Annotated in this window: 9 protein-coding genes and 1 tRNA gene; 4 read left to right on the forward strand and 6 right to left on the reverse strand. The window is 55.9% G+C overall.

Annotated elements, in window-relative coordinates; genetic code table 11:
• Window positions 1-54: 54 nt before the first annotated feature.
• Window positions 55-127: transfer RNA gene (locus L1047_RS00750), tRNA-Ile, on the forward strand.
• 181 nt (window positions 128-308) lie between these two features.
• Here L1047_RS00750 and L1047_RS00755 read toward each other — a convergent pair.
• The gene (locus L1047_RS00755; protein WP_235276688.1) at window positions 309-1,328 is read right to left on the reverse strand and encodes an ABC transporter substrate-binding protein; all 1,020 of its coding nucleotides are present in this window, start codon (window positions 1,326-1,328) and stop codon (window positions 309-311) included.
• Window positions 1,329-1,448: 120 nt separating this feature from the next.
• On the opposite strand from L1047_RS00755, the gene cobA reads away from it, so the two are divergent.
• Both cobA and menB read left to right on the forward strand, forming a co-directional pair.
• Complete coding sequence (cobA, locus tag L1047_RS00760; RefSeq protein WP_235276690.1) at window positions 1,449-2,984, forward strand: uroporphyrinogen-III C-methyltransferase; 1,536 nt, start codon at window positions 1,449-1,451, stop codon at window positions 2,982-2,984.
• Between the two features lie 27 nt (window positions 2,985-3,011).
• Window positions 3,012-3,836, forward strand: a complete 825-nt coding sequence (gene menB / locus L1047_RS00765) for a 1,4-dihydroxy-2-naphthoyl-CoA synthase (RefSeq protein ID WP_235276692.1) — start codon at window positions 3,012-3,014, stop codon at window positions 3,834-3,836.
• Between the two features lie 24 nt (window positions 3,837-3,860).
• Here the strand turns inward: menB and L1047_RS00770 are convergent, their stop codons facing one another.
• The 5 genes from L1047_RS00770 to L1047_RS00790 form a co-directional block, all read right to left on the reverse strand.
• Window positions 3,861-4,763: an alpha/beta hydrolase gene (locus L1047_RS00770; protein WP_235276694.1), complete on the reverse strand. Its 903-nt coding sequence runs from the start codon at window positions 4,761-4,763 to the stop codon at window positions 3,861-3,863.
• A 296-nt stretch (window positions 4,764-5,059) separates the two neighbouring features.
• A complete protein-coding gene (locus L1047_RS00775; protein ID WP_235276696.1) occupies window positions 5,060-7,585 on the reverse strand; it encodes a U32 family peptidase in 2,526 nt (841 codons plus the stop codon).
• A 239-nt stretch (window positions 7,586-7,824) separates the two neighbouring features.
• Window positions 7,825-8,034, reverse strand: coding sequence for a hypothetical protein (locus L1047_RS00780; RefSeq protein ID WP_235276697.1), 210 nt, complete (start codon window positions 8,032-8,034; stop codon window positions 7,825-7,827).
• Between the two features lie 158 nt (window positions 8,035-8,192).
• On the reverse strand, window positions 8,193-8,762 hold the full coding sequence (gene sixA, locus L1047_RS00785; protein WP_235276698.1) for a phosphohistidine phosphatase SixA: 570 nt from the start codon (window positions 8,760-8,762) through the stop codon (window positions 8,193-8,195).
• Window positions 8,763-8,931: 169 nt separating this feature from the next.
• A complete protein-coding gene (locus L1047_RS00790; protein ID WP_235276699.1) occupies window positions 8,932-11,055 on the reverse strand; it encodes a lytic transglycosylase domain-containing protein in 2,124 nt (707 codons plus the stop codon).
• A gap of 300 nt (window positions 11,056-11,355) precedes the next feature.
• Here L1047_RS00790 and L1047_RS00795 point away from each other — a divergent pair, with 300 nt between their 5' ends.
• Window positions 11,356-12,486 (forward strand): hypothetical protein, encoded by a 1,131-nt coding sequence (locus L1047_RS00795; RefSeq protein ID WP_235276700.1) that lies wholly within the window; start codon window positions 11,356-11,358, stop codon window positions 12,484-12,486.
• Window positions 12,487-12,499 lie beyond the last annotated feature (13 nt).

Raw genomic sequence — 12,499 nt, forward strand, 5'->3', positions numbered from 1 at the left:
ACTCCACTTCATGCCATCCAAGCCCTGATGAGGGCGTTAAAGTAGAGAGACTGAGGGGCGTTGGCCGAGCGGTTTAGGCAGCAAACTCATAATTTGCCTTACACAGGTTCGATCCCTGTACGCCCCATTCGGCCGGTACAGCTTTTTCCAGCGCTACATCCTACAGCCGATGCAGGCCAACCTTTTGTCTGACAAGAATTTCTTCTTGACCTTGTGTCGTCCATGAAGTCGGAAAAGGCTGTGAGGATATCTGATGGAATCAGGTGTGACTCTCCTCCTGTATACCCTCTAGCCCAGTCAAGTCCCGCTCAAGTGGGTCTGACTCCAGTGCTCCGATTGGGCAAAAAATTGAGCAAGTAAGCCTGTCTAACATCTAGCTTCGACTCTATGATCTGGAGAGCCACCATGTCCTCAAAGTAGCGGTGCCAACGTTCATCGGTCATCGCCCCGATCCCTAAGGTGGCGGCATCTCCAGAGGTCAGCAGGCCATAGTCTTTCAGGGCTTGGTGGCTATAGGCCAAAAGGGCCTCGCTCATGTTGGGGTTATCCTGTTGGATCAGGCGGTTGCCGGGGCGGGGATCCTCTAGGTAGCTCTGCCAACCTTCACTGGAAGCAGCGACAAATTTTTGAACCAGTTCCGGCTGCCGTTCCGCGAAGTGACGTGTGGTTTCCAGGGTTGTGGCATAGGGAGAGTATCCATAGTCTGCTAGGGGAAACACCACCGGATCGAAGCCCCCCTCTTGACGCACCCGAAAAGGCTCGGCGGTAACATACCCTTGCTGTGCCGACTGTTTGTCCAGCAAAAAGGGCCCAAGGCTGAAATTGTAGGGGCGCTTTTGTTCGTCGCTGAAGCCAAATTTGGCGCGCAAAAAAGGCCAATAGGTGAGATTCGCTCCCGGAGAGACCCAAATCGGCTTGCCCCGCAGGTTTTCTAGATGGTCATGGCCCACCCCGGGATGAGCCAGCAAACATTGGGGATCCTTCTGGAAAAAGGCTGCCACCGTCACCAACGGGATCCCGGCTTGCAGAGCAGAAAGTGCATCCGGGCTGGAGCCGAGCACAAAATCTGCCGCCCCTCCCGCCAACAGTTGCAACACATTCACCCCTGTTCCCCCCATGTGGATTTGCACCTCCAGACCATAGCGGGCGTAAATGCCAGTGGCGACGGCTTGGTAAAATCCACCGTGCTCTGCTTGCGCATACCAGTTGGTGGCTAAGCGAAGGGGTTCTCCCTGTTCCTTTTTCTTGGGTTTGGATCCCCATCCCACAGCCAATAGGGCGGCCCCATTCACCACAAAATCTCGTCGGAACCAACGCTCCCCAGTCATACACACGGGATCCTGAGTGCAAAAGGGTTTTTCTTTAGCCTAGTCTGGAATGCCGTTGCCGGTGACTGTTGAGGATCCCCCATTTGCGGCAGGATCGAAACATAGTGCAGGGGATCCGGCATGGGCAAGGTGTATTTGGTGGGGGCGGGGTTGGGGGGACGGGAGGGCCTGACGGTGCGGGCGCTTCAGGTATTGCGGCAGGCAGAGGCAGTTTGGATCGATGAATTGGTGGATGACCGATTGCTGGCAGAATTGCCGGGTCAGGCGCAGCTATGGCGACGGTCTGGGGAGTCTTCTGTGCAGGAGGGAGTCCTTTGGCTGATCCAACGCTGCCGTGAGGGCCAACAGGTGGTTCACCTCAAATCTGGGGATCCGCTGATTTTTGGCCGTACCCGTGAAGAGGTGGAAGCACTGGTTAAGGCGGGCTGCCCCTTTGAGATCCTGCCGGGGTTGTCTTCTGCCTTGGCTGGCCCCCTGTGGGCAGGGATCCCTTTGACGGATAAATATCTCAGCCGCGCTTTTGCGGTTCTGACAGCACACCAGCTGGAAACCTTGCCCTGGCCAGGGCTGGCCCAATTGGATACGCTGGTGATCTTGATGGGCTCCCGGCAACGAGACCAGATTGCCGCCAAGCTCATGGAGGCGGGTTGCCCTGCGGAGCGACCTGTGGCCCTCATTCGGTCAGCGGGCCAAGCGGAACAAACGGTGTGGGTGGGCTGTCTGGCAGAGTGGGCCGCAGCAGAAAACCGATCCTGTGAACAGACCCAGTCTGGGCCGGGAGTGTTGGTGATCGGGGAGGTGGTGAAATTGCGACAGGACTTCTTGTCCGGGATCCCCAGGCTACCAGAACAAGCCCCCTTGGCGGGTAAAACCGTGTTGGTGACCCGTTCGGAAGGGCAAGCGGAAACCTTTCGGGAGCTGCTCCAGGCCCAAGGGGCACGGGTGCTGGAGATGCCCACCCTGGTGATTCAACCCCCCGCAAGCTGGGATCGCTTGGATCAGGCTATTCAACAGCTTGAGCAATTCGACTGGCTACTACTCACCTCTGCCAATGCCGTCACCCATTTCTTTGCGCGGTTGCACCATCACAAGCAAGACAGCCGTGCCCTGCATGCCCTCAGGGTGGCGGTGGTGGGATCCAAAACAGCGGCGATATTGGCTCACTATGGTATTCATCCCAATTTGGTGCCGCCGGAGTTTGTTGCCGATGCGTTGCTGGAGGTTTGGCCCGAGCCCGTGATGGGGCAACGGGTGCTGTTCCCACGGGTCGAGTCGGGCGGGCGAGATGTGTTGGTGCAGGGGTTGCGGCAGCGAGGGGCGCAGGTGCTGGAGGTAGCCGCCTATCAATCCGCCTGTCCGAAACAGCCGGATCCCCAGGTGATCGCCGCCCTAAAGGCTCATCAGGTGGATCTTCTCAGCTTTGCCAGCTCCAAGACGGTGCAGCATTTCGCCCAGTTGATCCGGCAGGCAGGGTTGGATCCCGAGGTTTGGGATCCACCGGTGCAGATTGCCGCCATTGGCCCCAAAACTGCAGAAACCTGCCGCGCAGAGTTGGGCCGAGTGGATATTGAGGCAGCAGAATACACTCTAGAGGGGCTGGTGGAAGCCATGATCCAGCAGGCGCAACCGCTCCAGACTACCGGAACCGTTGGATAATACGGATCCGTCAGAGGATCCCCGGCCATGTGGCACAGTGCCAAAACCTACGAAGATATCCGCTATGAAAAAAGCGATGGCATCGCCAAAATCACCATCAACCGCCCCCATAAGCGCAATGCCTTTCGCCCCAAAACCATTCAGGAATTAATCGATGCCTTTTCCAATGTGCGGGAGGATCCCCGCATTGGGGTGGTGCTATTTACCGGAGCGGGGCCCCATAGCGATGGCCAATATGCCTTTTGTGCCGGCGGGGATCAGAGCGTGCGCAGCGAGGCAGGCTATTTGGATGAGGCGGGGATCCCTCGCTTGAATGTGTTGGATTTGCAGCGGCTGATCCGCTCCTTGCCCAAGGTGGTGATCGCGTTGGTGGCGGGCTATGCCATTGGGGGCGGTCATGTGTTGCATCTAATTTGCGATCTCACTCTTGCCGCAGACAACGCCATTTTTGGCCAGACCGGCCCCAAGGTGGGCAGCTTTGATGGGGGCTTCGGGGCCAGCTACTTGGCACGGGTGGTGGGTCAAAAAAAAGCGCGAGAAATTTGGTTTCTCTGTCGTCAATATACAGCGGCACAAGCCTTAGAGATGGGCCTGGTGAATGCGGTGGTGCCGGTGGAAGAACTGGAGGCAGAAGGGATCCGCTGGGCACAGGAAATTCTGCAAAAAAGTCCGCTGGCGATTCGCTGCCTCAAGGCTGCCTTTAACGCCGATTGTGATGGGCAGGCGGGGCTACAGGAGCTGGCAGGAGATGCGACGCTGCTGTTTTACATGACCGAAGAAGCCGCCGAGGGCAAACGAGCCTTTTTGGAAAAGCGCCCTCCCGATTTTCGCCGGTTTCCTTGGTTGCCTTAAATAAATGAAATAAATGCTCAGATTTCAGCCCAAGTAGGTCTGAAACCAATGGGCGGTTTCGGCAACCGCAGGGCCAACGTAATCCTCGACATCGTACAGATCGATGTGGTTGTGGGTGGGCAGCCAAACCAGTTTCTTCGGCTCCCCGGCTCGTTCATAGGTAGCTTGGGCACTTTCAGGGGAACAGTAGGCATCCACCTGTCCGTGCACCATCAACATCGGAGTTGGGGCGATGAAATCTGCCGCTGCTGCTGCCTCAAGGGTGATCAACTCATAGGTGGAAAGGGTCGTAACCTGGTTCACCCAGTGGGGACTGGCAGAGCGAGCCGTACCGTAGTATTCGTAGGGTTCTGCCCCAGGCATGGCTGCAGCTCCGGTTTCGGCAACCGCAGGAATATAGGGCAACTCACCCGTCTGCCAATACTGTTCGCGCGTGTGGGCAAAGTGCGCCAGGCGCTCCCGGTAGCGCTCGGATCCCATGAGGCGGCGCATGGTGTGTGGGGAATTGTAGGCACCCGCTATCAGGGCAATCGCCTTGACCCGTGGATCAAAAGCGGCAAACTTAAGGACATAACTGGTGCCCAGGCAAATTCCACAAGCCCCAATCCGTTCGGGATCCACTTCCGCTTGCTGACGCAAAAAACTGACGGCAGCAGCCAAGTCAGTGAGCTTTCCAGCAGAATCTTCGTGTTGGCGTGGCTCCCCTTCACTTTCTCCAAAGTGGCGATGGTCAAAAGCCAAACAAACCCATCCCTGTTCTGCCAACCGACGAGCATATAGCCCCGTCACTTGTTCCTTCACTCCGGTAAAAGGGCCGCTGAACACCAGCCCTGCTTTGGGAGAAGACAGATCCTCTTCCGGCAGGTACAAATCCCCCACCAACAGCCAAGGGCCACTTTTGAACTGCACCCGCTTCGAGGTAGCCATGGTAAGAGATTCCTACTCAGCCCTACCCATTTAGTATGACTTTTTTCGTATGGCTTTTGAGATTTGAATTGTATATACGCCTCTTTCGTCACTTTCAAAAATTTTGATAGGTTTACGTCATTGCAATTACAATTTGCAACATTCCCCCTCACTCCAAACTTCTCTCCTGGAACGGGAGAGGGAGCATAAATGTCTCATTCTTAAATCATTCTTAAATGAAACTACTATACATCATTTCAGCCGACGAGAAATCAAGTCTTTCTCCCATGACAGAAGAGGCATATTCAGAGTTTTATTCAATCCTCCAAAGATCCGCGAGTGACCCCCAGTTGACTCTGTAGCTTCAGCACTCGCCAGAGCTGGGATCCGCTTAATTTCCCTTGTAAGAGCTGTTGATAACTGCGCAGAGTTTGTTTCACTTGTGCCGGTGCTTCATTCAAAAACTCCACCCGCACATAGCGCAGGCCCAGATCGAGCAATTTATGCACATGATCTGCCCCTGTTTGGGCTTTACCATTGTAGAGGGTATTGCGGCAGCCCGCATCCGCTTTCAAAATATGTTCAACGTTGGCGCGATCTCGTAGCTTCACTTCATGCTTTTCACAAGGGCGACCACAATTGGTATAGTCGGTTCCCTCTGACAAAAAAGCACAAAAGACACAATGTTCCATATGGAACATGGGCACATGCTGATGGATGGTTACCTCATACCAGTGGGCAGGGCCAGCTTTCAATAGGGATCCCAGTTGCTCATGGTTAAGATCATAAGAAGCGGTTAAGCGCTCAAGATTATACCGGGCTTTTAGATAATTGGCGGTGATGGGATTGGCCACATTCAAAGAAAAATCCCCAATACACTGTTTATCCTTAAAAAACTCCAGGTGATCATAATTTCTTACCAAATAGCCATCTGCCCCTGCAGCCAGCACCTGTTTCAAAATCCAGGTTTCTCCTGGTTTGGTGATACGGGGTGGAGCCACCCAAAGGTGCAGCTCAGGATGCAAAGTTTTGCTTGCGGAGATCACCTCTCGATACCGGCGTGGATCCTCAAATTCGAGGTAGATCTGTTGGATGCCGCTTTCGAGCACCGCTTGCAGTTGAGCCGGATCCCGCACCAAAACCGACAATTCTGGGGATCCCATTTCTGAACCTTCCAGGGCGTCCGTCCTGCTGGCCAGAGTCGGCAGGAGATCTTGCCAATGGGCCTCAGGTTTCAGTTGCCAGCGCTGGGGTTGAGCCCGCAAGACTTGCAATTGTTCTACGGCTTCGCGGCGCATTTGGTTGAGGGCACTCACGGGCAACATCACCGCTCCCTCCAGGCAATTGTGCAGGGATCCCAACTGGAAGGGGGTGGCTCCAAGGCGGCCTAGTTGCTCTCGTAGTTTTTCAGTGGAGAGAGGTTGGCGATGGGCGGGCACCAGCGGCATCGGCGAATCCACTTGCACAGTATGGCCCTGCTCATCCCGCAGGATCAGGGTGAGGAGGGATCCGGCTTGGCCGTGAACTTCGATATGGATAGGCCGCTGAAAGTGGGGGTGCTCCCCGGCATAACTTTGGCGAAGGCGTTTCTCCAATTCCGGATCACTGGTTTTCCAGAGGTGATCCCCAACTTGGATGCGTTTGAGATCGATATCCCCCTGTCCAAAACTGAGGAAGGCCCGTCCCTGCCTCTGTTCGATGCGGTAAACCCGCCCCCCCTGTTCCGGCCAATCCGGCTGCCCTTGGTCGAACACCACCCCATCCCCAGCCTTGAGAGGCGCTTCCAGGCGAATCTCCACTTGGTTAGGGAGGATCCCGAGCACCTGCCCCAAATAAACACCTCGTTTTTTCCCGAAGCGGGCGTGCACTAGCTCCTGGTTGTTGATGCCCCGAAACCAGCCCGTATACAGCCCCCGTGAAAAGCTCATCTCCAGCTCATAACGATCCTGACGAGAAAGCCGCCACGGTTGCTCCGCCCCCAGGGCATCCAAAGCTTGCCGATACACCCGCGTTACATTGGCTACATACTCTGGCGATTTGAGCCGCCCCTCGATCTTCAAACAGTGGATCCCAGCTTTAACCAACTCTGGCAACACCTCAAGCCCCGCCAAATCCTGTGGGCTGAGCAGGTAGCGTTTTTCCCCCAAGTCACGGCGGATCCCATCTACCACCAAGTCATAGGGCATGCGACAAGCCTGGGCACATTCCCCCCGATTGGCGGAGCGGCCCCCCAACGATTCGCTGGTCAAACATTGCCCAGAATAAGCCACACACAAAGCCCCATGCACGAACACCTCCAGAGGGAGGGCGGATCCCTTCTGAGCTAGGTGAGTGCGAATTTTATCGATCTCCTTCAGGGAACATTCGCGGGCCAATACCACTAGCTCACAGCCCAGTTGCTCAGCGAACTCCGCTCCCACCCCGCTTGTAATGGTCATTTGCGTAGAGGCATGAACGGGAAAATCCGGCGAGAGATGACGAATCAGACGCACCATGCCGATATCCTGCACAATCGCCGCATCCACCCCCGCTGCCACAATCGAGCGAATATAGCCCTCCGCCTCAGTCAGTTCAGAAGGAAAGACCAAAGTATTGAAGGTTACATAGCCCCGTACCCCTCGTTGGTGCAGCCAGGCCATCAACTCCGGTAGGTCAGCCTCCGTAAAGTTGCGGGCCCGCATACGCGCGTTGAACCGTTCCAGCCCAAAGTAAATGGCATCGGCTCCATTCTCCACAGCCGCCTTGGCACAGTCCCAATCTCCAGCTGGAGCCAAAAGAAGAGGAAGCCCACCAAGCTGGGCAGAGGCCCTTAAAGAAGAGGCAGTTTCTACAGAAGCACTCATGAAAGGGTGAAGGTTGGTGCTGGGATGACCACGGCAGTGTGCAGGACATGTGCCGCTGAGATCCTAACTTGTCTGTTGGGCAGCCGTTTCTGTTTTGACCCCCCAGGTTTCTAGAGCACTTGCTCGGCGGCAGGGATCCCTTCGTCATGCAAAAACAAAGAACCTGAAAGAAAGGACACCCTCTCCTCCAGGTCGAACGGCGGATCCCCAAAAAGGCCTAATGGATCCGTACCAGCAAACTACACAGAAGCCACCAGCACATTCAAGATCCCGGTCAGAATGCCGCTGAACAAGGCCAGAGTAATGTAACGACCGACAGCAGGCTTTTGACCCAAGAGCTGATCAGAAGCGCTGATGGTAAAGAACAAAGACCAAGCTTGAGTCGCGTTGATGGTCTCAAACTGGTTGAATTCAGGGGTGAAGATCTTGGCCATGGTTGGATGCTCCATAATGTTGCGCCTTTCTAAAGCAACCTTAACAAAAGTTAACTAAAGCTGCCATGTTTGCAACAATACCTGAGTCCACAGGGGATCCCCTTCGATGGCGAATTGTGGGTGAGAAGACCAATCCTTCCGAAGGGTGATGAAATGGGCTTGCCTGTAGCCACTCAACGCAGCAACACTTTCGGGGATAACAACAACGTCAGGGATCCCTGTCGGTAGTCAATCCGGCCTTCTAAAAACCGTACCTGGGCCAGACCGGCTTTTTTGAGGGTGATGGCTTGAGTGTGGCTGTTGGTGGGGCATAGCCCGATGGCCGCCTGCACCCACAGGCTCAAATCCGGCTGGTGACCGACCGAGGCCAAGGAGGTGAGGGGATCCTGCTGGGTTTGCCAGCGCACCAGATCGGCGAAACTTCCTCCTGGAGCCAGGGGTTCAAACACTTCTACGCTTTTGGTAAGTCCTTCATCTGAGAAGATCTCAGCCGTTTGTCGGGCTCGCACCAGGGGGCTAGTCAGAATCAGGTTCCACTTCCAGCCCATCTCCTTGAGTTGGCGGGCAATCTTGCGACAGCGTTTGCGGCCCTCGTCTGTCAGTGCCCGAAAAGCATCTTCCATCTCCGCCTGAGGTTCTTCGGCAATGCCGTGGCGAATGAAATCTACAGAAAGAGCCTCTAGCGAATTTTTTATCTCCGCTGCATTGTGGTGCTCATCGCTGTGCTCGACCTCAGAAACCATTGACCCACTCAAAGCTCAGCTCTCTCAGAATACTGCCCTTGAGGTGAGGTTGCTGCGGCAGCTAGGGAACCAAGGAACCCTGCAAAGTAACTCCCTTGCTGCCATAATCTATTCCCAACAGCAATGCACGCTGCCGGGCTTGCCGCTACCCTTTCTAGAGCTACCCCTGCTAGAGGCGTTGGCTTACCAGAGTACGCCCCTCCTGGGTGTAGAGTTGCCAATAGTTCCAGTAGTTGCCAAACACCGACTTGACGTAACCCCGGGTCTCAGCAAACGGGATCTGCTCCACAAACAGGTCGGGATCCGTGAGGCCGTACTGATTCAACCATCTGCCGACATTGCCGGGGCCGCCATTATAACTGGCCAAAGCCAGCATGGTGTTGTCTTGGTAGGTGCGATGGGTGTAGTCCAAATACCAGGATCCCAAGTAGAGGTTATCGGCGGGGTTGGTGAGGCTATATTGGGCTAGGCCAATCTGCTGAGCAATCCATTGCCCCGTGGCGGGCATCACCTGCATTAAGCCCAAAGCCCCAGATACTGAGACGATCTCTGGTTCAAACCGTGATTCCTGCCGGATCAGAGAAGCCACCATCAACGGGTTGAGGTTAAATTGCCGGGACCAGCGGGCCATGCCGGATTGGGTGTAGGGATCCCCGCCCCAAGAATTGTCTGGGTTGGCGTAGTAGTGCAGTGGATAAATGGCTTGCCAGAAATCCTGCCGTTGCTTCAACGTATCCAACATAGGATCCGGATCCTCGCTGAAGCGCAGAGCTGTCACTTGGTTAATGCCCCGCAGATGCTCCCCGGCACTGTTGCGCAAAATACCCGTGACAAAGCGTTCTGTAATGCTCATTTGTCGGGGATCTCGTTGGACGGGGGTTTCTCCCTGCCAGCGTTCCCAGGCCAGTTGCCTCGCCCCAATCAGATGTAGGGTTTGAGTGGCATCGGAAACGTCCGGCAGCGGTAGACGCACCGGCTCAAAATCCACCTCTACCGCCTTGCGACCACTACCAAAATCCCCCACAGGCCAGCCCAGTTGTACCGCCGACCGCCAGCCGTAGTAGGTATGGGGAAACTGGTTCAACACCAACTGATAGGTTTGTCGGGCCGCTTCTGCATCCCCCTGTTGTTCTCGCCATTTGCCCGCCCAGTAGAGCAGTTGAGCCCCCATTTCCGTATCCCGTTGGCCGGATCCCACCTGTTGGGCGATGGCAATGGCTGAGTTGAGGTTGCCCGCTTGGGCTTGGTTCCAAGCTATTGTCCAGGCGGCGTTGGCGGCGGCTTCGCTGTGGGGAAAACGATCCCAGAGGGCTTGGCGAGTGGCTTGGGCCGATTGGGGGCTGGCGTTGCGATCGTACAGTTGGCTGAGGCTGAGCAGGGCTTCCGGGGCTTCTTTATCAGAACCAGATCCCACCTGTTTGAGCAACTCAATGGCTGTGGGCAGGTCGCTCAGATCCGCTAGGCGGCGACGGGTGAGAGAGGCATCTGGCCCATCGGGAAACTGCGCCAGCAGGGCTTGGTAGGCGGCTATCGCCTGAGGGAATTCCCGCGAGATCTGGTGGCTACGGCCCCAGCGGTAGAGATTTTGAGAAGTAGCCGGGGCACGACCGTAGGCACGGGCCGCTTTGCCGTATTCCCGCTGTTCCCAATAGGCATCGGCAATGATCTGCCAATCCGCAGATGAAAGGGATCCCTCCTGAGCTTGCCGCCAGCGATCCAACAGGGGCGTTAACCCAGAGGTTTGCGGATGATGTTGGGCCAAATCCCGCAGCAGGTCATAGCGTTCTGGGCTGAGACCCAGCAAATACTTGAGGGCACGTCCAGTGACCGGGTGGGTGGGAAATTGCTGCCGTAGTTCATCCGCACGTCCCATGCCCCAGAGGGCATAGGCAGCGACAGGGCTATTGGGGTATTCCTCTAGAACCTTGGGCCACCAAACCCCTTGGGCTGTTTCTTTATCTCGTAATGTTTCGTAGGCTTGAGCCCGCAGTTTCCAAATTTCATCAGTGAGAACCGGCAGGCTGTCTTCTAACCCCTCTAAGTGTCGTAGAGCAGATTCGGCTTGGCCGGCTTGCAGAGCAGCATAGGCTTGCAAAAAGGCAGTGGTGGAAGATACGGGGAGTTGGCTGGCATCTAGAGGACTGGAAGCCACTTCCAGAGGCCCTGCTTGAGAGCGGTAATCTCCATCCGCTTGCCAGGATCCCCAGATGGCCCCACCCAGGGCGGATCCCGTCATCAATACACCGGTAGCCAATCCTGCCCAGAGCCGTTTGTTGTTTGTCAGGATCTCCATGCTTTCTCTCCCCACAACCTTCGACTACGATACAGCCTTTTCCAGCGTTATCTGATATGGCAGATTCAGGTCAATCCCTTGCTCTATAAGGTTTTTTGCCTAGCTCAAGGGCCTGCGTGAAGTCGGAAAAGGCTGTACTGAACCTGACTTCAATTGAGCTACCGGAAAACGGGTTTTTCGATAACACTCTGCGGCAACCGATCTGTGGCGGTATGGCCAGAAAATCTGGACAGTACCGCTGTAGCGAACTAGCCTAGAGGCAATTCTTCTCGTCCCAAGCTGTTTCATGTGGTGGGATCCATGCTCAGACCCAGTTTTCTGTTCTCCGGATCGGCCCTGTTGGGGATGTTGTCGCTGTTGCTGATGGGTGGTGAGTGTAGCTGGGTGGCATGGCGGCAACGCTCGCTGACGCAGGTTCCTTTACAAGCTTTAGCAGAATCGGCTGGCCCGTCCGATGGGGCCTTTTGGCTCTTTGAAGATGAGCCGGATCCCACACCACTGTTGACTCACCAAGCCCAACTACAGGAACGGGTGCAAGAGCTGGAACAACGCTCCCAATCGCACCAACAGCAAGCCCATCAATTACTTTCTCATCCACGCCGCGGGATCCCTCACCAAACGCCCATTGCCGCCCGCTCCAACCCAACCCTTACCTCATCGGCACGGCCTCGCCGTCAGGATCCCACCCTTTCTCAAGCCGCTTCTCAACCGGCTGCCCCCAATTACCTGGCGCGGCTAACCCGCCAGATTGAGCAGGAACCGGGAAATGCCCGGCTTTATCTGCAACGAGCGCAACACTTCTGGCATCAATCCCAGGAGGATCCCTTTGCTGTGCCTCAACCGGAGCAGGCTTCTGCCATCGCCCATTTGATGCGCTCTGCTCTACGGGATCTAAACATTGCGATTGCCTTGGATCCTTATCTCAGTGAAGCCTATCTGCTCAAGGCCAAAATTCAATACGAGCGCTTGCGGGAACCCGAGCAAGCCCTGGTGACACTGTCCCCTCTGGATCGCTTCGCCTATCGCAACCCGCAACTGCACCTGATGCGCTCCCGCATTTGGGCTGAACAAGGGCATTTGGAATCCGCCTTTGATGTCTCTCACCTGGCCATTGAGCTGGCACAACAAAGCCAGAACAAAGCGGATCTGTTTGAGGCCTACGTCCATCGGGGCTTGATGTGGGGTAGCGTTTGTGATTTGAGCTTAGCCATGCAGGACTTTAGCCGAGCCATCGATCTGCTGCCCCATCGCGGGGATCCCTATTACTATCGCGGGATTGCGGGGGCCTATTTGGGCTCTGAGCCTCGGTGCGCGGCGGCGGATCTGGGCAGTGCTTTGATGTTGTGGCGGGCTTCGGGCACGGGATCCCCAGCGCGGCTGGAACACGCAGAAGCGGTCAGGATGGAACTTTTGCAGCAGCTGCGTCAATAACTTGCCCAGTGTT

It is taken from the genome of Synechococcus sp. Nb3U1, assembly GCF_021533835.1.
GTDB lineage: Bacteria > Cyanobacteriota > Cyanobacteriia > Thermostichales > Thermostichaceae > Thermostichus.

Excerpts from the sequence above, each read along its gene's own strand:
- sixA (WP_235276698.1), bottom strand. The coding sequence starts at position 8,762 with ATGGTTTCTGAGGTCGAGCACAGCGATGAGCACCACAATGCAGCGGAG.
- L1047_RS00795 (WP_235276700.1), top strand. The coding sequence starts at position 11,356 with ATGCTCAGACCCAGTTTTCTGTTCTCCGGATCGGCCCTGTTGGGGATG.
- cobA (WP_235276690.1), top strand. The coding sequence starts at position 1,449 with ATGGGCAAGGTGTATTTGGTGGGGGCGGGGTTGGGGGGACGGGAGGGC.
- L1047_RS00755 (WP_235276688.1), bottom strand. The coding sequence starts at position 1,328 with ATGACTGGGGAGCGTTGGTTCCGACGAGATTTTGTGGTGAATGGGGCC.
- L1047_RS00770 (WP_235276694.1), bottom strand. The coding sequence starts at position 4,763 with ATGGCTACCTCGAAGCGGGTGCAGTTCAAAAGTGGCCCTTGGCTGTTG.
- L1047_RS00780 (WP_235276697.1), bottom strand. The coding sequence starts at position 8,034 with ATGGAGCATCCAACCATGGCCAAGATCTTCACCCCTGAATTCAACCAG.
- L1047_RS00775 (WP_235276696.1), bottom strand. The coding sequence starts at position 7,585 with ATGAGTGCTTCTGTAGAAACTGCCTCTTCTTTAAGGGCCTCTGCCCAG.
- L1047_RS00790 (WP_235276699.1), bottom strand. The coding sequence starts at position 11,055 with ATGGAGATCCTGACAAACAACAAACGGCTCTGGGCAGGATTGGCTACC.
- menB (WP_235276692.1), top strand. The coding sequence starts at position 3,012 with ATGTGGCACAGTGCCAAAACCTACGAAGATATCCGCTATGAAAAAAGC.